Genomic DNA, 21,770 nt, shown 5'->3' with positions numbered 1-21,770 from the left:
GAGGCGGGAAAATGATATTTCAAGACGAGAATGCATTCGACGTCGCTGCCAAAATCAAGCAGAAGTCATGCGCAATCCTGCCGATCGGAGCGGTGGAGGCGCACGGCCCCCATCTCCCCCTCGGGACGGATAATTTGCTGGCCGAGCGGCTGGCCCGCCGCCTCGCGGAACGGACGGACAGCTTTGTTCTGCCGACTCTTCCTTACGGGCAGGTATGGAGCCTGCAAAACTTCCCCGGCAGCATTAACGTCTCTAACGAGGCCTTGATTCAAATGCTGTATGATATTGGGGAAAGCCTGGCCCGCCAGGGCTTCTCCCTCTTCGTAATGCTGAACGGGCATCTTGGCAATGCGGTGGCGCTGAAGGAGACGGCCCGCTTGCTATACCGGGATTATCCCGAATTGAAGGTGTATTACTTCTTCTATCCGGGCTCCAAGGAAGCGATCGAGAAGGTGCGGGAAACTCCGTCCTCGCATGCTTCCTATTTCCATGCCTGCGAGCTGGAAACCTCCTATATGCTGTATTTAGCGGAGGAATATGTCGATATGACGAAGGCCATTTCGGACATTCCCAGCATCGATCTAGAGGCCGACTGCACTCCAACCCCTTGGGAAGAGTTTACATCAACAGCCGTACTCGGGGATGCTACGCTCGCAACGAAAGACAAAGGAGAGCAGATCATTGAGGCCACTTTGCATGCTATGACGTCTATGATTGAACAAGCCAAACAAAGGTTAATAGCCAGGAAGGAGCAGTGATCCCCATGCTTCATACTTATTTCAAACATATCCATGAAATGCTGAATACTGTTGAAAGCCGGGAAGCGGAGTCCATCGATCTGGCCGCCGGGAAGACGGCGGAAGCCATCATGCAAGGCGGAATCATCCATCTGTTCGGCTGCGGACATTCGCACATATTGACAGAGGAAGTGTTCTACCGGGCCGGAGGTCTCGTTCCGATCCGTCCTATCTTCGTAGAGAAGCTGATGCTTCACGAAGGAGCCGTTCAATCGTCGGAGCTGGAACGGCAGAACGGGTTGGCCGAGAGCTTCATGAACGATCAGGACATTCGCCCCGGCGAGGTCATGTTCGTCCTATCCACGTCGGGACGCAACCCGGTTCCCGTTGACGTCGCCCGCATCGCCAAAGACAAAGGCGCGTATACGATAGGCATCACTTCGCTGGAATATTCGCAAAGCCAGCCGTCCCGTCATACGAGCGGCAATCATTTATACAATTCTGTCGATCTGGCTATTAACAATTATGCGGTTAAAGGCGATGCGGTGCTGACCCATCCGGGCCTGCCGATTCCTTTTACCCCGACCTCGACCGTTATTGGAGCGGCTATTCTGAATGGAATTCTCGCACAGGCCATTGTCAAGATGATAGAACGGGGCTTCGAGCCTCCCGTATTTTTGAGCGGGAATATCGATGGCGCAGATGCTCACAACAACGGCTTGATCGAACGTTACCGGGAAAGAATCCCCCTTCTTTCCTGATCTGCATCCGGATTCACCGACTTTCTAAACAGATACGTTTTCACCGATAGGAGGACGATAATAATGATGGCCAGACAATTGACCATACAGAACGAACAGGGGTTTCATGTCCGCCCTGCTCAAATTTTCGTGGACAAGGCTTCGGAGTTCGAAGCGACGATCAAAATTAAAAATGCCAACGGTGACGAAGCCGACGCCAAAAGCATGCTGGAGCTGATGACCTTGGGCCTGGCCAAAGGCGCCGAGATTACGATCGAGGCCGATGGACCGGACCAACAGGAAGCGATAGACCGCCTGGCGGAGCTGATCGAAAGCAAGTTCGGTGAAGACTGATGGCGGAACAATCGATTCGAGGAATCGGCGTCTCGGAAGGGATCCGCATAGCTAAAGCTTTTGTGCTGCGGGAGCAGTCGCCGCGGACGCCTGTTCGCGAAACCGTCACTGCCGAGGAAATGGAAGCGGAGCTGGCCCGGCTGAGGCAGGCCAAAGAACGCAGCGAGACGGAGCTGAACGAGCTGGCGGAGCAAGCGAAGCGGACGCTGGGCGAGAAGCAGGCCGGCATCCTCGTCGGCCAAGCGCGGATGCTGTCCGACCCCGCCTTCTACCCGCCTATTGAGAAGCGTGTCCAGGAGGAGCTGCACAGCGCCGAGCATGCCGTCCAAACGATGACGGAGCATTTTGCCGGGCGGTTCGAGAAGCTGGACAACGAATATATGCGGGAACGCGCGGCGGACATTCGCGATCTCGGCAAGCGGCTGCTCATGCACCTGCAGGGTGAGGAGCAGAGAAGTCTGGCGAGCTTGCGCGAGGAAGTGATCGTCGTCGCCGACGATCTGGCGCCGTCGGATACGGTGCAGCTCGACAAACGATATGTGCAAGCGCTGGTTACCCGAATGGGCGGGAAAACTTCTCACACGTCCATTCTGTCGCGTTCGCTTGGCATAGCCGCCGTTGTCGGAGCAGGCGATGCGGTCGACGCTATCGTCGACGGCGAGCTGCTGATCGTCGACGGCAGCGAAGGCCTCTGCATCCGGCAGCCGCAGCCAGAGACGATCGAGGCGTACCAGATCCGCCAGCGCCGTCAACAGAGCGAGCTGGACGAGCTGGAGCGGTTCCGCTCCCGTCCGGCGGAGACGAAGGACGGGGTCCGCGTAGAGATGGCGGCGAACATCGGCACCGTTCAGGAGGCTGCTGCCGCTGCCGAGCTGAAGGCCGAGGGCGTCGGCTTGTACCGGACCGAGTTCCTGTACATGAACTCGGGACAGATGCCGGACGAGGAGACGCAATTCGCGGCCTATCGCGCGGTGGCGGAGCAGATGAACGGCCAGCCGGTCGTCATCCGGACGCTGGACATCGGCGGAGACAAGGAGCTTCCTTATCTGGCTCTGCCGAAGGAAGCGAATCCTTTTCTCGGCTACCGCGCGATCCGCATCGGCCTTGACCGCCAAGAGCTGCTGCGCACCCAGCTGAGGGCGATATTGCGCGCCAGCCATTATGGCGATGTCAAAATCATGTTTCCGATGATTTCCAGCCTGGAGGAATGGCGGCAGGCCAAAGCAATATGCAATGAAGCGCGCAGCGAGCTGATACAGGAAGGAAAGCCTGTCTCCGACTCCGTCGAGCTCGGGATCATGGTCGAGATCCCTTCTGCCGCTCTGCTGGCCGGCTCGTTCGCCAAAGAGGTCGACTTCTTCAGCATCGGGACGAACGATCTCGTCCAGTATACGCTGGCGGTAGACCGGATGAACGAGAAGGTGGCCTACCTGTACGACTACTTCCACCCTGCTGTCTTGCAGCTGATTAAGCGGGTCATAGACGCCGCTCATCGCGAGGGCAAATGGGCAGGAATGTGCGGCGGTATGGCTGGTGACCCGCTGGCCGCCCCGCTGCTCGTCGGGCTCGGTCTCGACGAATGGAGCATGGATGCCGGCTCCATCGTCAAGGTTAAGGAGGCGCTCTCTCGGCTCGACAGTCACGATTGCCGCGCTTTGACCGATCGCTTGTTACAGCTCGGTACAACCGCAGAAGTACGCCGGGAGCTGCTCCACTATATGGACAACCTGCGAGATGCTTAGCTTCCGGCTAAACGGCAAGCCCGGCTTATTTACCCCGTCATGGCAATCCATCTAAAGTGAACCTTGGCAACGGTTGAAAAAAACCTCTGCCTCCAGTTTTCTGTCCGACTACAGAAGATTGGGGGCTTTTTTTAATACTTGAAACGAATTACTCCTACTTAACGTAAAAATAGTTGTGGAGCGCAACTATTGCGGGATAAAGTTGATTTATATTCAGGCAACTAATAAAATAAGCCTGTTTGTCCTCTGGATAAGAAGCTCGGTTTGGTGATGGAATTTGCTTTAGTTGAATTTGGTTGAAAGATATTAGGTGGGGTGGCCGGTGGAATTTATTAAATTGAATTGTCCGAATTGTCAAGGGAAAATTGAATACAAAGAAGGGAAAACATTCAAATGTCCTTATTGTGAAACCGAATTATTGTTGAAGGAGAATAATGTCTATTTTGTTGATCAAACGATTAATAATTATTATGGGACGGCTCCTGCCAATACAACTGCACGTCCGAATACAAATTTAAGGCCGCTTCTAATTTTGCCGCTTGTTCTTATTTGTTCATTCCTTGGATATTTTATATTAAGCAGCAATCAATCAGAAGTCGGAAGCAGTGTAAAATTGACCGTTCGAACCATGCCAGAAAGCGAAGTCCTCCTGTTCTTTTTAAAAGATATTTTTAATAAAGGCGAAGCGATGCCTACAGAAAAAGAAATCGCAAGTATCCGTTATTTGTCTGCTCACCGAGATAATAATGAATGGCATTTGGCTTACAGCTTTGATGATCCATTCACGAATGGGCAAGCTGAAATTTCCAACTATGTGATTATGGATAAGCTATTAAATACACAAAGAATCGAACAAAAAGACTTTGAGGCATTTAGCGGACTGACTGTGTTGAATCTGATGGGTGAATACGAAATTTCAAGAAGTCAGGATGTTAGTTTTCGACATATGCAAGGTTTAAAAAGTTATACGGGCGGCTTTAACGAATCCTTTGGATCGATTGCCCGTTATTTTAGCGATAATGCGAAAATTACAGACCTTTCCGTACAAATTCGAAGTAATGAAGAAATGGCTTTGTTATTAGAGTTTCCGAATCTGCAATCCCTTGAAATTTCGTATATCAATGATTCGGTTACGGATTTTCATCTACTGAGTCAACTGCCATTAAAATCATTGTCTTTAATACTTGTCAATGATTTCAAGTGGTTGTCTTCATTAACTGGTTTGGAGTCATTAGCAATTGACAATAGTGAAGCGACAGATTTCAGTGCGTTTTATGCATTGAGTCAATTACAAGAGTTGAAGCTTACGTCGGTAAGAAATTTAAAAACGCTTGATTTTATACAAAGCATGCCGAACTTGCAATCGCTTGATCTTGAATACATTGACATTGCAAATATAGAACGCCTTAGAAATAAGTCATCATTGACGAAGCTGCGTTTATCTTCTCTCTATAAATTGGAATCTATTGATGTCGTGAACAGTTTGACTTCGCTGACTGACTTGTCAATAACGGGTTACAGCGGCACTGCATCACCAATCACAGCGCCAAATTTAAAGCAAGCGGAATTGCCAGACTCCTTCTTGCCAAAGTTAGAGGCGCCCGCTTTAAAATCTTTAACGGTTTACATACGCGGATCGGTTAATGATTTGGATGGGGCAGAATTAGTGAAATACCCGCAGCTGGAACAACTAACAGTGATGGAGTCTGGAAACTTTATAGGGATTAGTTTTTTAAATCGTCTGCCAAATCTGCAAACATTAAATTTGAATGAGACGGCTTTTTACGATGAAACGACGGAATTATTCAATTTGCGGCATGTAAAAACGATAAATTGTTATGAATGCCGGTTCCAATTCAATGATCAGAATCCTTTTGCCAATAACGTGCTGGAGCATTTAACTTTGGATCAACCCTCTTTTCGAATAGGTAATGGTGACTGGTTGCATGAAATCGATAGGGTGACGCCTTACTTTGCTAATTTGCCGGCCTTACGTTCATTTACACTGCAGGACAGTTCACTTCAATCGTTAGATTTCATGAAGCATTGGCAACAAATTGAGGTGCTCCATTTGGAAAATAATGCTATTTTTAATGTGGAGCCTCTAGTAAGCCTGCCAAATTTAAAGAAGTTATTCATTTTGGGGAATCAAGTGCAAAACAAGTCTATTCTTGATGGGGGAATCTTGATTTATTAAGGTGGCGAGCCTATCCAAAACAAAACGCTTGAGGCTTGCTGATTCATCAAAACGGCTTGGATGTACACATAATAGTTACTAGGTTAGAAAGTCCGAGCTGCAAGTGTTGGAAATCGACGGCATGGAGGTCGGCAGCCTGTATCACAAACTAAAGTCCACAGGCCGCGGAAAAGCTTCGGAGACGACTTCCACTGGAACTGAGCTTTGCCCAGCTTGCGGCAAGAGAGTTAAAGTGACGGATAAAGAATGTCCTTCCTGCGGCTTGACCTTGTCCGATGAAGACTAGCTTTGACTCGTTTGACCCTGATCATGCCGGCAACTCGGCTTCACTCTGCTTTTTACAGATCGCTTTTATGGAAATGAATCCACGCATAGACAAAGACAGGAGCAGTCAACAGAAACCAGATCATATTCGATACAAAGAAGCTTGTATTAGGAAGAATCGGCAGGTCGGTTATTCCGGTGCCCGTCATCGCAATTCCAATAATAATAGGAATAGTATAGCTTCGGGACCAAAGAGCGGCGGCAAACGAAATACTGGTGAAAATTAGAGCGCCTGTCGCTTTTATTAGGATCAGATAGAGGCAATGCTTCACTCCCGCCGGATCATTGAACCCGGAACCTCCGGTCAGAACCCCGGAGGCGGACAGGCTTGCCGCTATCCAAACGGCCATGACGGTTAATGCGTAGAGTAACGAAGTCATATATTTGGACAATAAAATCCCAGAGCGGCTTATAGGGCGAATAAAAAGCAGCTTTGCCGTTCCCCACGAAAATTCTCCACTGACGATTTGCGAGGTCATTACGATCAGGATTAAATAGAACACCTGCGTGGAATGTCCAAGCAAGCTTCCCGCCGCATCCCAGTAATTTCTAGAAATCATGCCCAGACCATAAAACATACAACCTATTACCCAAACCGCACAGAAAACGATGCCCAGCAAGAAGCGACTGTTTTTTCTACCATACAGCTTCATGTTTTCGTTCTGAATCAGACGATATAAATTCATGCTTGCTTCTCCCTACAGCTTATTTGCTACAATTTTCCCCGTATCGCTCTTTATCCGCAGCCGGGGAGTATCCGGCCGGGCGTCTCCGTAATATCCCTGGATGGAACGAATGCCCCATGTTCTCCAATCCTCATGCGTCCCTTCGTATCGACCGATGCCTAGATCCGTTGTCACATAACCATTGGATATTAGACTTATGTTCAATGATTCCGGGAGCATGCCAACTCCAACCTGAATGCTGCCCCTAGTCGTTTGGACTATATTGTTCCCGTCCATTTCGTCCCACTGCCCTATCACAATATCTCCAGCGTTGCTGCGGATATCCGCAGCCGATGCATGAAGCGAATCTATCGTTATCGGTCCAAGCTCCGTATGTACGAATAATTCATGGCCCTGAAAGCCCGAAAGCCACACTTTCCCCAGAGCATTCTTGATCTGCAGACGGTCGGCTTCCATGGGAGAATGAAGAATAATTTTACCAAAGACATTATCCATGGTGATCTCCGAAAAACGATTGTCAGGCAAATAGACATGAAGCGCCAGCGTATTCCTGGGGCCCAGGGCTGAAATACCGGGATTCTTCTCCACCGCTTCCACAACCAATCGATTGCCTTCCGTTGACAGTTGAAGCTCCGGTTCACTGAGCTTGGTCGTTCTTCCGCGAAGATGTGCATAAATTTGATCATCGTCACTGGAGTGAAGATGAAGGGTGAGGAATGTACTCTTCAAGCTAATCTTATCAAGACTCTGGGCGGATGCCGTATGCCGGACGTCCATCGTTTTAACCCAAATGCTGTTTATGGCCAAGATTCCGCCTATCGCCAGCAGACCTCCGAGCAATCCGAGCCAGACAAGCCATTTTCGGATCATATTAACGCTCCTTACAGGATTTCTTGTTTAGTGAACTGCGAACAACCTGCCGCCATTACCCAGACGGTCATCCCCGTCCCCATCAGCAAAGAGGCTGAAGGATGAAGCCCAGCAATGAACGGAAGGAACAAATTCGTCACATAAATAAAAATAAGTGAGAGAAACAAAGAAATGATCGTACTTTTGGATAGGACGAACAGCCAAATGGCAACCGCAATGTACAATGGAAAGGAAAGCAGCTTACACCCCAATGGAAGGAACACGTTCAGAACAGTCTCCCCCGCCGTCATTCCCTGAAAGCCTGGCATACAGAAAGCCACCATCAGTCCCGCAACAAATGCGGCCGCCATCCCTAACCATGCATACAGCAGTGCGGCGATAAATTTAGAGAGCCATATTTTCGAACGGGAAACAGGCTGCAGCAGCAGCAGGCGGATCGTCCCCCACTGATACTCATTGGCAAACAACTGCGCAGCAATTATTATGACAAAGATTAAAGTGACCTGATACCCGATAAGCGTTGTTTTGGCTACGATTTCCCAGAAGCTGGAGACGGCTCGGTTTTCAATGATATTCTCCATAATGACCATAAGAGCCGAGAGAATACCGCCTGCCGCCAGCATTCCCCAGACCGGTTTTCGTTGATAGAGCTTCATATTTTCATTTTTGACCAGTTGAATTATAATCATATGGTATTCTCACCCGTTAGTTCCATAAATCGATCCTCTAACGATTGGGAAGAAGGGATGGCTTTCACATCCACAACTTCGACGAGCCGGCCATGTTGAATAATTGCTACCCGATCGCACATTAATTCCACCTCAGACAATAAATGAGAAGAAACAAATACAGCTATGTTCTGTTCTTCAGCCAGCTTGCGAATATAGGTGCGGAGGTCGCGAATTCCGGCGGGATCCAGGCCGTTCGCAGGTTCGTCCAAAATAATGAGAGAAGGAGAATGGAGAAGAGCCTGAGCCAGACCTAGACGCTGACGCATGCCCAGGGAATAGAATTCTACTTTGTCATCTATCCGTTTCTCCAAACCGACCACCCGGATCACTTCCCTGATTCGTTCCTCGGTAACTCCTCTGTGCATTCTGGCATAATGCAGAAGATTCTGATAGCCGGTAAGAAACTTGTACATATCCGGATTCTCCACCATCGCTCCAATGTGCTCCATCGCTTCAATATAGGATTTATGCAGGGAGTGCCCATGAATAAGTATCTCCCCTTCTGTCAAGGAGGATAATCCGACCATCATCCGAATCGTCGTCGTCTTCCCGGCGCCATTCGGTCCCAGGAAACCAAACACTTCCCCCGCGTAAATAGTTAACGAAAGATCATCGACGAGCACTTTCCCGTTGATTGCTTTTGTTACGTTTTTTAGCTGCAGAACCGCTTCCTTGTTCATAGCCCCTCCCGCTTCCTGAACCTCAACTGTTTACTTATTTTTTCCTCAGCATGAAGAAGCCCGTCCCAAAAATAACCCCCATAACGAAGCCGCCTATTATTGTATATAAAAACTGGGGTTTGGCACTGGTCAGAAATAATAACCCGTTAGCCAATACCGTAGCGAATCCAAGGATAGCCAGCCATTTAAAAATTTGAGTAAACACAGCAGCACTATTATTCATTGCTTTCCCTCCCTGTCAAGCTTGCTGAATTAGTTCCAACCGCATCCACTATGCTAGCGAAAAACGTGTCACAATGACCAGTGACGAAGTGTCACAACCTGTTATGACAGTGAAAAAAACATCATCCGAATGATCAGATGATGTTAAGATACAGGCTATGGAACCAGCTTTTCATGCAGTGCTTTTGCGACCGCCTCGTCGCGGTTGCCGACTTGTAATTTGGAATAAATGAAGGAGATATAATTTCTGACCGTTCCTTCGGACAGATGCAATTGAAGCGCGATAGCTTTATAGCGCAGCCCTTTGGTCATGCAGAGCAGAATCTCCTGTTCCCTCTCCGTCAAGCCGTATGGATTAGGAGCGGCCGGATCTCCTTCCTTCAACGGCTCGGCTTCCTCGGGCTTAGTGAATAATCGGTTGGCAATATCCTGCGAGATCATCGTTCCTCCGCTGTTTACAAGGCGGATCGTAGCCTTTAATTCTTTAGGATGGACCGACTTTAATAAATAGCCCTCCGCCCCGATGCGCAAAGCTTCAGCGGCATACCCTACCTCACCGAATGTAGTGATCATAATAATTCTCACCTCCGGCGATTGCTCTTTAATGGCTTTAGTCGCAGCGATGCCATCGGTTTCCGGCATATGCACATCCATTAGGACAATATCGAAGGCCTCTTGCCCGCATTTGTCAATCGCTTGACGCCCGCTCTCCGCCACATCCACTTCGAAATCTTGTTCTTCGCCCAACAGGAGGCTTAAACTATCGCGAATCAAGGACTGGTCATCCACGACCAATATTTTAATTATCCGATCGGTCGGGTCCGTTTCAACAGGCAGTCTGCAGATGACCAATGTCCCTTCGTTCGCCTTGGAATAAATCTGTAATTTTCCTTGCAGCGCGGCGAGACGCTCCCTTGTATTGGATAGCCCGAACCCGTATTGCAGCTCATCGTCCCCTTTGCCGTTATCCTGAATTTGCAGCGTCAACTGCCCGGGTTCGTATTGGAGATGAATTTGAACAGAGGTAGCATTACCGTGTCTGATGGCATTAGTTAATGATTCCTGCAAGCTGCGATACAGCGTTAATTTGGCTTGCTTCATGACCGGATAAGGCTCGCCGATCGTACGAAAGGCTACTTTTACACCGGTATTTTCCTTAAATTCCTCTGCCATGGTGAATAAAGAATGCTCCAGCGGCTCATTTTCCTCCAATGGGTCCATTTCATGCACATGAGTTCGTATATCCTCAAGTCCTTGTCTTGATAATTGAAGCAACTTATTCAGCCTGGTTTGGCCTTCCTCCTGGGGAATGTATTGACGTATCGCCTCCATCCCCAGAATCATCGAAGTAAACGTATGCCCGATAGTGTCATGAAGCTCCCGCGCCATCCGGTTCCTCTCTTCCAGCAGCGTAATCCGCTGAACCTGATTGGAGTACTGCTCCAGAATCTGATACTGCTCATGAATGATTCCCAGCTTCTCCTTGATCGTTTGCAAGGAGTAAATGAGCTTCTGAATGGTAAAGCCCAGAATATAAATCAGGGCGTAATTGACTCCCCGGCTCATAATATCCTGCAGAGAGCTCCCTGTGACCCAGGATTCTAATATAGGTACTGCGACAACGGCCAGTGCTCCGGTCCACAAATACGATTTATCACGGCTGTAGAAAGCGATCACAAACGCTGCGGCAAAAAACCACGTCATCTGGTGAAAATTATACGTCAAGTACAAAGAAAGCAAGCCGCATAGAACAAACTCTGCCGCTAAATACCAACGATAATGAATCCGCAGCAGAAGAAGCGGGATAGTATAACAAATAAACGTGCATCCCAGCACACTCCATAATGAAATGAATTGCAGTTCCGCTCGGTAGAATGATAAATATAATACAACGAATAGAAACCAAAGGGTGCGAAAGGTAAGGATTAACCAATCAGGACGCAGCCAGCGGCTATTAAGTCCAGGCATAAGCAAACCACTCCATTTCATAGGTACGGACCTTAGCAGTTCGGTTATACCGATCCCTGCTGCCTCGATTGCAAGTTTAGACTCTAATTCTGCCCTAGTCAAATAGGCAATATTGAAGAACACCGATTAAAAATAGGGATTGTCAAAACATCCCTTTCTTTGATATAATGGTGCCCGTTCTAACTTTTTATATCTACGCATAAACTAACCGCGCATCGCTGGAGGGCATGCTCCGCCCCGAGGATGCAAGACACCTCAAGAAGAGACTCTATCATCATGCTATCGCAACAAATATCCGCTTCATTATCAAGACTTTACCTTTTTCCACCCTTCATAATTAATTGGATGTTGTGCATTCCTTTCTTGCGTTCCGCTAAGTGGCGGACTTTATGGACTTGCGCTCATTTTTGGTGCGCGTTTCTTTTTGCTTTTCTTACAAAACCTATCCACAGACACATCCCGAAGCCATACATTCAGAGCCGTTCTTGATCCAGAGTCCCTGCCCGGACAAGCAAGAAAGCAAATCAATGAACAGGAGGTCCATATGCTGTTTCATGTACTGGCTCGCAAAGCCTATGCCCGCAATCTGCAATATCGGGGTTCTCATGCGTTGAATACGTTTGCCAGCGCTATTTTTGGCTTTATTTATGTTTCGATCTGGATCGGGATAGGAGAGAACCAGACCCTGGGAGAATACGGGGTTTCCGGCATGATCAGTTACGTCGCCTTCAATCAAACGATTCTGTCTCTCACTGTTTTTGTCACCAATGGATTGGGGTTGGAAGCCAGTGTAAGAAGCGGCCAAATCTCCATCGATATGATGAGACCGGTTCATCTCTTCTATATGATGATGTCGCGGGAATGGGGACAAATCGGCTATCTTTTTGTCTACAAAGCCTTCCCGATCTATTTGGTTTATACGGTACTGCTTTCTATGCAGCTGCCCGACCGGATCATCACGTGGCTGATGACCGCCATGGCCATTATATTCGCCGCTTACATATCGATTTGTATCCAGTATTTAATAGGGGTATGTGCCCTATGGACGACGGAATCCCGCTGGTTCTCCTGGGTTAATCATGCTCTCTCGACTTTATTGTCGGGCTTCCTGATTCCGATCGAGTGGCTTCCCGGCTGGCTGCAAGCCATCAGCCGCTACTCCTTCTATCCCTATCTTCAGTATTATCCAACCCGCATTTATTTGGAGTATGACAGCGGTTCCGTTCTGCTCGGATCGGTCCTCTGGTGCGGGACATTAACCGCGCTTTGTTTCGGAGCGACCGCCATCGTCCGGCGCAAATTGGAGGTGCAGGGAGGATGAGCATGCTCAAGCTATACGGGATTCTTATCCGGGCCAGCATTCGCAGCCGGATGCAGTACAAGTTTAACTTTATTTTCTCCTCGGTTATGGCCGCTTTTATCAACATCGTAGAATTTCTGCTGATTGCGATCCTGCTGAGCAAGTTCGGCCATATTAAAGGCTGGAGCTTATATGAGGTCGGATATTTGTATTCGGTTCTCATCCTGTCCCGCTCCATCTATCGGAGTCTGGCGAGCGATGTGCATCATATTGAGCGCTATCTTGTTAACGGAGAGCTCGACCAGTTGCTGATCCGTCCCATTCCCATTCTGCTGGCGTTAATGACGCAGAACTTTACGATTCTGCTTGGGGAATTTCTGCAAGGCTCTATTATCCTGATTATTTGTATCCAAGGATTGATGGCTTCCGGTCAAATGACCCTTACGGCCATTCCCCTGACTATTGTTATCATCGTGAGCGGGGCGGTCGTCTTATTTACCATCGGCCTGGTATCGGCTACTTCCGGCTTCTGGATTACCCGGGTCCGCGACTTGCAGAACATCACAGAAGATGCTACGCATACAGCTGCCCGTTACCCTCTCCTGCTCTATCCAAAATGGCTGCAGCTCCTCCTTGTGTCGATTCTGCCGGTCGGTCTGGTCAACTATGTCCCCGCCTTGTATATTCTGAGGGGACAATTCGGGCCATGGCTGTTGATTCTGACGACCTCACTCGCGGCCTTGTTTCTATGGCTCGGCCTCCGCTTGTGGCGAGTAGGGCTATCCAAATACCAGAGCACCGGCAGCTAGAAACTTGAGAACTGAAGAAGAAATCAACACGGAAGGGGCATGACCATGATTGAGGTAGAGAGGATCAGTAAAAGCTTCAAAATTCCTGTCGTTAAGGAAGGCCGCTTTCAAGGCATCCGCAGTCTGTTATCCCGGGAGTCCATCGAAAAATTCGCCGTGAAGGACATCAGCTTCCAGGTGGACAGAGGAGATTTCATCGGATATATCGGCCCGAACGGAGCAGGCAAATCAACAACGATCAAAATGCTGACCGGCATCCTTCATCCTTCTTCTGGAGAAGTGAGGATTTTCGGGCTGAGCCCGCAAAAGCACCGCAGAGAAGTCGTCCGCCATTTGGGAGTTGTTTTCGGACAGCGGACGCAGCTATGGTGGGACCTTCCGGTAAAAGACTCTTTCGAAATCCTGGCGGCCATGTATAAAATCGATCACCGGCTTAAAGAATCCCGACTTGCCCCGTTAAGGGAAATCCTCGGGCTGGATGAGTTTATCGCCACCCCCGTCCGCAAGCTGTCCCTGGGGCAAAGAATGCGGGCCGATCTGGCGGCTTCCATGCTCCATGACCCGGATATCCTATTTCTGGATGAACCGACCATCGGACTCGATGTCATTGCCAAACGCAATATACGGCAATTTCTGGCGAAAATTAATCGGGAACTGAACAAGACCATTCTGCTCACCACTCATGATATGGACGATATTGAACAGCTCTGCCAGCGAGTGATCGTGATCAATCACGGAACGATCGCCTATAATGGGAGTATTCAGGAGCTCCGCGAGCGAATCGGGCTTCCTACTATCATTAAAGTAAGCTATCGCCGTTCTTATAAACAGAACGACCCCGATGCTGACTTGCCCTTTACTATCGTCGAGCGGGAAGGATCATCCCTTACGGTGCAATGTAATCGGCAGGAAACGACCGCCATGGACGTCCTCCGGATTCTGAATCATTGGGGAGAAGTCGACGATGTTCATATGGAAGAGCCGGATTTTGAAGAAGTCATCCATAGGGTTTATTAATTATACTTGTGGTCAAAAAATAGGCTCCCTCACTTCGCATCGAGCGAAGAGGGAGCCTATGATTCTTAATTTCATCTTAAAAGCTAACTTTGGTTTCCTGCGGAATCCTCCGTTTCGGAGAGGCTTGCCGATGATATAGAGCTCATGGCAGAACCGTTGTGCTGCGCTGCCGAAGACGCCCCGCCCCCGGCTGCGGAAGCTCCAACTGCAGACGAAGAAGAGGATGGAGCCGTCCCCGAAGACGAACCGGAGATCGCAGACGATCCCGAAGTCATGGCTCCTGAAGTCATGGAAGCTCCTGCCCCTGACGCCGCTCTTGAGGTCATCGAAGAATACCCCTGTTCCGATATCGAACCGGTTGACCTCGCAGCAGATCCCCCAGCAGTCATGGACTGGAAGCCCATTCCACTGCTATTTTGCCCATAACGGCTCATCCCTGAACCGGGGGTTGAATGGTTGGTCTGGTTTGACTGGAACGACGATGAATACATGCTGGAATTAGCCGACATGCCCGGCTGATTATAGGGATTGTACGAGCTGTATTCGCTCGAAAGTGTGGCACCCGCCGGTTGGCCTGGATACCCGCCCATTTCCATCGGCTTGTAGCTGTGCAGGAAAGTTTTGGCAGTATGATCATGGATGGTCGGTACCTGATATTGTCCCTGCTCATTCATGAACAGGAAAACTTCATAAGCCTGATTCGAGCAAGTCACCGCCCCATCTACAAGCATCTGACGCAGATTGGGGTCCGCGCATTCCAAGGATGCCGCCATTTGTGACTTGGCCGACTGTTTATGAAAAGACAGCATGGCTAACAGAATTTGACTATCGTTCAGACGCCCCTGCATTTGCGGAATTTGCGGCATGGGCTGATGCAGCCCGTATTTGACTTGCTGTGGAGACGACGGCGGCATTCCGTAGACCTGCGGTCCGCCCGATGCCGCGGAATAATCGTGGGTATACGCGACCAGCTGATCGTAATGGCGAATCGCCGTGTTCAGATGAGTCTGAAGCATTTGCCGAAGCCGTTGATCCTGACATTGTTCTGCATATAGGGAGAAATGATTGATCAGATTTACCTTTTCATTCAGCATCTCATGGGCTTCCATTGTTTCATGTGCGCCAAATGGCATGATGAGCACTCCTTTTCAAGGGATATTTGTCCAGAGCTTACTATTCCCTCAATATTCCTCGCTCATTCCCCGAGACTTGACGTTTCATATGATTTACTCTTTTCTGGTATAATTATAATTCAGTGAAAGCATGGACAGAAAAGAGGCGGCTTCTGTTGGAAAGATGGCGGATTAACCTACTTGTCCTTTGGTTCGGACAATTTTTTGTTATGGCGGGAATGACGATGATCATTCCTTTTTTGCCTCTTTATCTCCAAGAATTGGGAATGTCGGATCCGGGACAGCTTTCTTTTTGGGCGGGGATCATATTTGCCGGGAACTTCGTGACCTCCTTCTTTTTCCAGCCGATCTGGGGAGGATTGGCGGACCGTTACGGGCGAAAAATGATGCTGCTCCGCTCCGGTTTCGGAATGGCTATTGTTATGACTTTGATGGGATTTGCCCAGAGCGCTTGGCACTTGCTGCTGTTAAGATTGCTGAACGGAACGATTTCTGGATTTGTCCCTGCTGCAATAGCTCTTGTATCAGCAAACACTCCGAAAGATAGAATTGGTTTTGCTATGGGAATGGTGCAATCCGGCGGTATGGCGGGAACGATTCTAGGGCCTTTGCTCGGAGGATTGATGGCGTCATCGATGGGGTATCGTCCTATTTTTTATATTACGGGAGCTTTATTATTCTTTGCCTCCCTGCTGGCCGCCCTTCTTCTGAAAGAAGATTTCAACAAAGCGGAAGCCAGGATTCAGCCCAAAATTTCCATATTGACAGGACTCAAACAATTAGGAAAAATCCCTCAGCTTCCCGCTCTCTTCTGCGTCACCTTCCTCATCCAGTTCGCACTGCTCGGCCCGATGCCGCAAATGCCGCTGTATGTCCAGGAATTGTACGGTCGGACAGAAATGCTGGCCTTTCTGGCCGGTATGGTCGGTTCGGTCAACGGCTTCTCCAATATGATCTCTTCTCCTATTCTCGGTCGTTGGGGAGATCGGCTAGGCTCGGAGAAAATATTGAGCATTTGCCTCATCGGCTCTGCGATTGCCTGTATTCCACAGGCATTGGTAACGAATGTATGGCAGCTATTAGTTTCACGGTTTTTTCTAGGAATTTTTATGGGCGGATTACTTCCCTCTGTTAATGCCCTTATCCGTCAATATACTCCCGACGGCATGGAAAGCCGTGCTTACAGCTTTAATACGAGCACATTAAGTCTAGGCAATCTGATCGGGCCGATTACCGGCGGTGTTCTAACCGCCACTATCACCATCCGCGGGGTTTTTATCATCTCTGCCGTTCTGCTCCTGCTGAACGTTCTCTGGGTACGAAAGACTTTGATTGGAAAAGAGAAAACCGCCGAGAGCGACTCTGGCTAATAAGCTAAGCCCCCTTCGAGCGAGGAAATCCTCGTCACAAGGGGGCCTTTTTCTCCGCCCTGATGTTTCCAACGGCTGTACAAAAACCAGTTAGCTTATCCAAATTCCCCGAGCTAAAACAGGTAAAATTTGACGATTTAATGACAATTCCTATTTTTTCAAAAAAATTTTAAATGTTTTTGTGAAATTATGAAACGAAATCGATTTTAAATCTGTCTATGTAAGTAAGAGAATTTATAAAGGGATAGGAAGGGGTAACCACATAATGAAGATAAACGTAAAAAGAATCTTCATGGCCTTTCTTTGCGCCGAATTATTATTGTTCTATATCAGCTTGATTCAACCGGCGCCGGTCCCGGACCATGGAACGCTGCTTGAGATAAAGCCTTATAAACTACAGCCGGTTGTGCAACCTTAGCTCTATTTTGGAGAAGTGGCGCTGGAAGTTCCCCGCACTCTGCCAGCGCCACCTTCAATTCAAGGAAGACTGGAGCAATAAGCTTATAAGGATATCTGATCCTTTACTGATAACCAGGGTCTCTGCTATTTTACCCTGGCTATCGCCATGCCGTCATAAGCTGGGAGGAGAACTCCTTCGAGTCGTTCATCGGATGTCATCTGTTCATTAAATTGTCTGATCATTCGGACGGAGTTCCCCTTTTGCTCCGGATTAATCGTTTTTCCCCGCATGAACGCATTATCACCGACGATGATCGCCCCCGGACTGGCCAGCTTTATCGCCCACTCCAGATAAGCCGGATAATTCCCTTTATCCGCGTCAATAAAGAAGAAATCGAAGATGCGTCCCTCCGCTGCCAGCTGCTCCAGGGAAACGAGCGCTTCTCCGATCCGGTACTCTACTTTATTTCCCAGTCCGGCTTCCGTCAGATGATGCTTGGCCAATTCGGCATACTCCGGTTTAAGCTCCAGCGAGGTCAGCTTTCCTTCCTCACTGAGCCCTCGGGCCAGGCAGATCCCGCTGTATCCGCCCAACGCACCGATTTCAAGAATACGGTGTGCCCCCGTCATTCGAACCAGCAATGTAAGCAGTTTGCCGTACCCGGGAGCAATAGAAATTTCGGGCATATCGTGCTGGCGGATTCCCTCCATGACCCTTTGCAAATCCGCATCTTCGGCTAGCAAAGATTCCGCATACCGCTCTTCATTCGATTGACTCATTCGTCCTTCCTCCTTTTCCTTTAACCGCATTTGTCTCCATGGCTAGATTAGCCTATACTTAAATATTGTATGGTTTTTTTCTAACAAGAACAATACATTAGAAATGCATCGTAAATGAGGTGGACGAGATCGAATTGATCGCAACCTGTCCAATGGGCTTGGAATCCATTGTCGCCCGGGAACTGAAAGAGCTTGGATATGAAGATATGATGGTTGAGAATGGAAGGATCAGGTTCCGGGGAGATGAACTGGCCATATGCCGGGCCAATTTGTGGCTGCGTACGGCCGATCGGATCTTGATCAACATGGGAGAATTCAAGGCAACGACATTTGATGAGCTGTTTGAGGGGACGAAGGCGTTGGACTTGCCTGACTGGATTCCAGCCAACGGCGAATTTCCGGTTGAAGGCCGCTCGCACAAATCACAGCTTTCGAGCGTTCCCGCCTGCCAAGGAATCGTTAAAAAAGCGGTTGTCGAAAAAATGAAGCAGCGCCACCGCAAGGAGTGGTTCGAAGAAACGGGGCCTCGATTTGTCATAGAGGTGTCTTTATTGAACGATGTAGCCACTTTGACAATAGATACGACCGGCCCCAGTCTTCATAAGCGGGGGTATCGGAAGCTGGTCACCGAAGCGCCGCTCAAGGAGACGCTGGCCGCAGCGATGATTCTGTTAAGCCGATGGAAACCGGAGCGGCCGCTGTACGATCCTTTCTGCGGCTCCGGCACCATCCCGGTTGAGGCAGCCCTGCTCGGATGGAATATTGCGCCGGGAATCCGACGCTCATTTCCATCCGAGCACTGGCCGAGTCTGCCGGATAATGTGTGGCAGCAAGCGCGGGATGAAGCATACGATTTGGTCCGCGATGATGTACCGCTGCAAATTAGCGGATCGGATATCGATCCCGCCGCTATTGAAGTGGCCAAAGCTTCGGCCAAAAGCGCAGGGCTGGGCAAAGAAATTCGCTTTGAGGTTGTTCCTGTAGCTAAAATCCGCCCCTCAGGAGACTACGGGTGTTTCATCACCAACCCTCCTTACGGTGAAAGATTAGGAGACCGCTCCGCTGCAGAAAAAACGCTCCGTCAGCTAGGCTCCATCTTTGATACGCTGGAAAGCTGGTCGGCGTTTGTCCTCAGTCCGACCAAGCAGTTGGAGCATTATTGGAGCAAAGCACCAACTAAACGCCGCAAGCTGTTTAACGGCCGGATTGAATGTACGCTGTTTCAATACTTCGGCCCGCTCCCCCCTCGTAAACCGAAAGAACAGTGAAGGGATTCATTACGGAGAGGATAAGGCTAATAAAAGGGTGGCTTGACCCCACACTAAAGTAGACGGCGTGAGCGTGTAAGTACCGCTCACGCCGCTCGTCCTTTTATGAAGCCGCCTTGTCCCCGGTTGATCGCTTTTGATACAATGGGCTAACAGAGCGAAGTTGATTATGCCGAAATACGAAACAAGCGTTCAAGGAGATTATTAAATATGAAAACGTTAGTACTCGCGGAAAAGCCAAGCGTGGCCAAAGAAATAGCCCGCGTGCTCGGTGCCCGCCAGAAGCATAAATCCCATTACGAAGGCCCTCAATATGTCGTTACCTGGGCTTTGGGCCACCTTATTACGTTAGCCGAGCCGGAGGATTACGACTCCAAATTTGCTACCTGGAAGCTGGAAGATCTCCCTATTATTCCTTCCAAAATGAAATTGAAGATCATTAAAGAAACGTCTCATCAATATAAAGCAATCGAGCGGCTCAGCAAGAGAAATGATTTGAAAGAACTGGTCATCGCCACCGATGCAGGGAGAGAAGGAGAACTGGTTGCCCGCTGGATTATGGAAATGATCCGCTGGAAAAAGCCGTTCAAACGGCTGTGGATTTCCTCCCAAACCGACCGGGCGATCAAGGACGGCTTCGCCCAACTGAAGCCGGGCTCGAATTACAATCGCCTGTATCAATCGGCGGTTTGTAGATCCGAGGCGGACTGGCTGATCGGCCTCAACATTACCCGGGCGCTCACCAGCAAGTACAATGCCCAATTGGCGGCTGGACGAGTTCAGACGCCCACCCTCGCGACCATCATTCAGCGCGAGAACGAAATCCGTAAATTCCAGCCCGTTGAATATTGGACGGTCCAGGCCGATTTTGGCAGCTTTCAGGGCCAGTGGAGAAAGCCGGGTTCAGGGGAGCCGCGAATTTTTGACCGGGCTCAGGCCGAAGCGATTCGCGACAAGGTCAAAGGCCGCAACGGAAAGATTGCACATATCAAAAAATCGGAAAAAACGATTCCGCAGCCGCTGGCCTATGATTTGACAGAGCTGCAGCGGGACGCCAACAAGCGTTACGGGTTTTCCGCGAAGCAGACATCCAGCGTTCTGCAGCGTCTATACGAGCAGCATAAATTGGTCACTTACCCACGAACCGATTCAAGATACTTGACTCAGGACATGGTGCCCACCTTAAAAGGCCGAGTCCAAAGCGTAGCCGTTGGTCCTTATGCTCCAATGGCACGCCTTTTGCTGCAGAAGCCTCTTCCTGTAACGAAAAGGATTGTAGATGACAGTAAAGTAAGCGACCATCATGCGATTATCCCGACCGAAGAGCCGGTGCTGCTGAATAACCTGTCCAACGAAGAACGCAAGCTCTATGATCTGATCGTCCGCCGGTTTCTGGCGCTCTTCTACCCCGCCTGCCGCTATGACCAGACGACAGTGCAAATTGAAGTCGAGGGAGAGACGTTCTGGGCGACTGGAAAGCAAATGAGAGAGGTCGGCTGGAAGGAAGTCTACGGAGCGAACGACTTCAACGAGGAGGATGCGGATAACGATTCCTCAACCGACGAACCGTCTACCCAACTGCTTCCGTCCTTGAAGCCGCAAGGCACGGTAACTGTCAAGCATTGCCGGGAAACAAGCCGTTTGACCAAACCGCCGGCCCGATACACAGAAGCCGGTTTGCTTACGCAAATGGAGAAGCACAACCTGGGAACGCCAGCTACCCGCGCGGACATCATTGAGAAGCTGCTGAATACGGATACGATCGAACGCCAGGGCAGCAGTCTCGTCCCGACAGGAAAAGGCTGGCAGTTAATCGAGCTGGCTTCCGAACAATTACGTTCGCCCGAGCTGACGGCTCAATGGGAAATAGAGCTGGAGCGAATCGCCAAAGGCCAAGGACAGATGGAACGCTTCCTTGAAAACATACGCAAACAGACAACGCAAATGGTAAGCGAAGTGAAAAGAAGTACGGTCGAATATAAGCCGCATAATTTGACCCATAAGAAATGTCCGGAATGCGGGCATAATATGGAGGAAAGAAAGACGAAGCGCGGCAAAATGCTGGTCTGCCCGCAAAGAGAATGCGGCTACAGACGGGCAGCGGAACCGCAGCTTATCAACAAGCGCTGTCCGCAATGCCATAAGAAGATGGAAATTCACGATGGGAAATCGGGCAAATACGTCCAATGCCGTCGTTGTAACATCGTAGAAGCGTTAAGTGACAGCGGAGGCAAGGCCGCGAAGCGGATGGATCGCAAGCTGATAGAAAAATACAGTGACAACGAATCGTTATCGAACAGTCTTGGGGATGCATTAAAAGCAGCCCTCCAAAAAAAGTCGGAGAAATAGCCTTGCCTAACCGGCATGTTTGAATCCCCCGCTTATGTCCTAAGAAGACGAAAGCGGGTTTTTTTGTTATTCCGATACTCCTCCCTCTTCTCCC

Annotated in this window: 18 protein-coding genes and 1 pseudogene; 11 read left to right on the top strand and 8 right to left on the bottom strand. The window is 49.4% G+C overall.

Translation table 11 applies throughout. The annotated features are described in order from the left end of the window. Positions 1-11 precede the first annotated feature (11 nt). The 5 genes from KJS69_RS14960 to KJS69_RS14940 all read left to right on the top strand — a co-directional run bounded on the left by KJS69_RS14960 (position 12) and on the right by KJS69_RS14940 (position 5,770). Positions 12-758, top strand: a complete 747-nt coding sequence (locus KJS69_RS14960; RefSeq protein ID WP_213584583.1) for a creatininase family protein — start codon at positions 12-14, stop codon at positions 756-758. Positions 759-763: 5 nt separating this feature from the next. After that, complete coding sequence (locus KJS69_RS14955; protein WP_213584582.1) at positions 764-1,498, top strand: SIS domain-containing protein; 735 nt, start codon at positions 764-766, stop codon at positions 1,496-1,498. A gap of 63 nt (positions 1,499-1,561) precedes the next feature. Further along, positions 1,562-1,831: an HPr family phosphocarrier protein gene (locus KJS69_RS14950; protein WP_213584581.1), complete on the top strand. Its 270-nt coding sequence runs from the start codon at positions 1,562-1,564 to the stop codon at positions 1,829-1,831. Then, entirely contained in the window at positions 1,831-3,573 is a 1,743-nt protein-coding gene (ptsP, locus tag KJS69_RS14945; protein WP_213584580.1) for a phosphoenolpyruvate--protein phosphotransferase, read from the top strand. The genes KJS69_RS14950 and ptsP overlap by 1 nt, the downstream gene beginning before the upstream one ends. 322 nt (positions 3,574-3,895) lie before the next feature. Continuing rightward, entirely contained in the window at positions 3,896-5,770 is a 1,875-nt protein-coding gene (locus tag KJS69_RS14940) for a leucine-rich repeat domain-containing protein (RefSeq protein ID WP_213584579.1), read from the top strand. 338 nt (positions 5,771-6,108) lie between these two features. Here the strand turns inward: KJS69_RS14940 and KJS69_RS14935 are convergent, their stop codons facing one another. From KJS69_RS14935 to KJS69_RS14910, 6 genes and pseudogenes are all read right to left on the bottom strand, one after another. Further along, positions 6,109-6,780 carry an ABC transporter permease gene (locus KJS69_RS14935; RefSeq protein WP_213584578.1) on the bottom strand — a complete coding sequence of 224 codons (672 nt, stop codon included), beginning with the start codon at positions 6,778-6,780 and terminating at the stop codon, positions 6,109-6,111. A 12-nt stretch (positions 6,781-6,792) separates the two neighbouring features. Next, on the bottom strand, positions 6,793-7,650 hold the full coding sequence (locus tag KJS69_RS14930; RefSeq protein ID WP_213584577.1) for a DUF4097 family beta strand repeat-containing protein: 858 nt from the start codon (positions 7,648-7,650) through the stop codon (positions 6,793-6,795). Positions 7,651-7,661: 11 nt separating this feature from the next. Continuing rightward, positions 7,662-8,339, bottom strand: a complete 678-nt coding sequence (locus tag KJS69_RS14925) for an ABC transporter permease (RefSeq protein WP_213584576.1) — start codon at positions 8,337-8,339, stop codon at positions 7,662-7,664. 56 nt (positions 8,340-8,395) lie between these two features. Continuing rightward, positions 8,396-9,061, bottom strand: a pseudogene (locus KJS69_RS14920) (ABC transporter ATP-binding protein); the annotation flags it as partial. A 34-nt stretch (positions 9,062-9,095) separates the two neighbouring features. Then, the gene (locus KJS69_RS14915; RefSeq protein ID WP_213584574.1) at positions 9,096-9,284 is read right to left on the bottom strand and encodes a hypothetical protein; all 189 of its coding nucleotides are present in this window, start codon (positions 9,282-9,284) and stop codon (positions 9,096-9,098) included. A gap of 155 nt (positions 9,285-9,439) precedes the next feature. After that, positions 9,440-11,251 carry a helix-turn-helix transcriptional regulator gene (locus KJS69_RS14910; protein ID WP_213584573.1) on the bottom strand — a complete coding sequence of 604 codons (1,812 nt, stop codon included), beginning with the start codon at positions 11,249-11,251 and terminating at the stop codon, positions 9,440-9,442. Between the two features lie 544 nt (positions 11,252-11,795). Between KJS69_RS14910 and KJS69_RS14905 the strand changes: the two genes are divergently transcribed. Genes KJS69_RS14905 through KJS69_RS14895 form a run of 3 tightly spaced genes read left to right on the top strand, consistent with a single transcriptional unit; the run spans position 11,796 to position 14,377 of the window. Further along, entirely contained in the window at positions 11,796-12,572 is a 777-nt protein-coding gene (locus KJS69_RS14905) for an ABC transporter permease (RefSeq protein WP_213584572.1), read from the top strand. Next, complete coding sequence (locus tag KJS69_RS14900) at positions 12,569-13,360, top strand: ABC transporter permease (RefSeq protein WP_213584571.1); 792 nt, start codon at positions 12,569-12,571, stop codon at positions 13,358-13,360. The genes KJS69_RS14905 and KJS69_RS14900 overlap by 4 nt, the downstream gene beginning before the upstream one ends. A 45-nt stretch (positions 13,361-13,405) precedes the next feature. After that, positions 13,406-14,377 carry an ABC transporter ATP-binding protein gene (locus tag KJS69_RS14895; protein ID WP_213584570.1) on the top strand — a complete coding sequence of 324 codons (972 nt, stop codon included), beginning with the start codon at positions 13,406-13,408 and terminating at the stop codon, positions 14,375-14,377. Between the two features lie 83 nt (positions 14,378-14,460). On the opposite strand, the gene KJS69_RS14890 is transcribed toward KJS69_RS14895, so the two are convergent. Beyond that, on the bottom strand, positions 14,461-15,510 hold the full coding sequence (locus tag KJS69_RS14890) for a spore coat protein (protein ID WP_213584569.1): 1,050 nt from the start codon (positions 15,508-15,510) through the stop codon (positions 14,461-14,463). A gap of 155 nt (positions 15,511-15,665) precedes the next feature. Here KJS69_RS14890 and KJS69_RS14885 point away from each other — a divergent pair, with 155 nt between their 5' ends. Then, positions 15,666-16,880: an MFS transporter gene (locus tag KJS69_RS14885; RefSeq protein ID WP_213584568.1), complete on the top strand. Its 1,215-nt coding sequence runs from the start codon at positions 15,666-15,668 to the stop codon at positions 16,878-16,880. A gap of 543 nt (positions 16,881-17,423) precedes the next feature. Here the strand turns inward: KJS69_RS14885 and KJS69_RS14880 are convergent. Continuing rightward, complete coding sequence (locus KJS69_RS14880) at positions 17,424-18,059, bottom strand: O-methyltransferase (RefSeq protein ID WP_213584567.1); 636 nt, start codon at positions 18,057-18,059, stop codon at positions 17,424-17,426. 128 nt (positions 18,060-18,187) lie between these two features. Between KJS69_RS14880 and KJS69_RS14875 the strand changes: the two genes are divergently transcribed. Together KJS69_RS14875 and KJS69_RS14870 are read left to right on the top strand one after the other, a co-directional pair. Further along, positions 18,188-19,327: a THUMP domain-containing class I SAM-dependent RNA methyltransferase gene (locus KJS69_RS14875; RefSeq protein ID WP_374706645.1), complete on the top strand. Its 1,140-nt coding sequence runs from the start codon at positions 18,188-18,190 to the stop codon at positions 19,325-19,327. Positions 19,328-19,537: 210 nt separating this feature from the next. Beyond that, a complete protein-coding gene (locus tag KJS69_RS14870; protein ID WP_213584566.1) occupies positions 19,538-21,676 on the top strand; it encodes a DNA topoisomerase 3 in 2,139 nt (712 codons plus the stop codon). The last annotated feature ends 94 nt before the right edge of the window (positions 21,677-21,770 follow it).

The sequence above is a fragment of the Paenibacillus sp. J2TS4 genome (assembly GCF_018403245.1).
Lineage (GTDB): Bacteria > Bacillota > Bacilli > Paenibacillales > NBRC-103111 > Paenibacillus_L.
Note: the sequence above shows the minus strand (reverse complement) of the source record. Positions and strands in the feature narration are given on the sequence as shown.

Coding starts and splice junctions, on each gene's coding strand:
- KJS69_RS14925 (WP_213584576.1), bottom strand. CDS start 8,339: ATGATTATAATTCAACTGGTCAAAAATGAAAATATGAAGCTCTATCAA.
- KJS69_RS14930 (WP_213584577.1), bottom strand. CDS start 7,650: ATGATCCGAAAATGGCTTGTCTGGCTCGGATTGCTCGGAGGTCTGCTG.
- KJS69_RS14910 (WP_213584573.1), bottom strand. CDS start 11,251: ATGCCTGGACTTAATAGCCGCTGGCTGCGTCCTGATTGGTTAATCCTT.
- KJS69_RS14880 (WP_213584567.1), bottom strand. CDS start 18,059: ATGAGTCAATCGAATGAAGAGCGGTATGCGGAATCTTTGCTAGCCGAA.
- KJS69_RS14955 (WP_213584582.1), top strand. CDS start 764: ATGCTTCATACTTATTTCAAACATATCCATGAAATGCTGAATACTGTT.
- KJS69_RS14960 (WP_213584583.1), top strand. CDS start 12: ATGATATTTCAAGACGAGAATGCATTCGACGTCGCTGCCAAAATCAAG.
- KJS69_RS14950 (WP_213584581.1), top strand. CDS start 1,562: ATGATGGCCAGACAATTGACCATACAGAACGAACAGGGGTTTCATGTC.
- KJS69_RS14870 (WP_213584566.1), top strand. CDS start 19,538: ATGAAAACGTTAGTACTCGCGGAAAAGCCAAGCGTGGCCAAAGAAATA.
- KJS69_RS14915 (WP_213584574.1), bottom strand. CDS start 9,284: ATGAATAATAGTGCTGCTGTGTTTACTCAAATTTTTAAATGGCTGGCT.
- KJS69_RS14935 (WP_213584578.1), bottom strand. CDS start 6,780: ATGAATTTATATCGTCTGATTCAGAACGAAAACATGAAGCTGTATGGT.
- KJS69_RS14905 (WP_213584572.1), top strand. CDS start 11,796: ATGCTGTTTCATGTACTGGCTCGCAAAGCCTATGCCCGCAATCTGCAA.
- KJS69_RS14890 (WP_213584569.1), bottom strand. CDS start 15,510: ATGCCATTTGGCGCACATGAAACAATGGAAGCCCATGAGATGCTGAAT.
- ptsP (WP_213584580.1), top strand. CDS start 1,831: ATGGCGGAACAATCGATTCGAGGAATCGGCGTCTCGGAAGGGATCCGC.
- KJS69_RS14900 (WP_213584571.1), top strand. CDS start 12,569: ATGAGCATGCTCAAGCTATACGGGATTCTTATCCGGGCCAGCATTCGC.
- KJS69_RS14895 (WP_213584570.1), top strand. CDS start 13,406: ATGATTGAGGTAGAGAGGATCAGTAAAAGCTTCAAAATTCCTGTCGTT.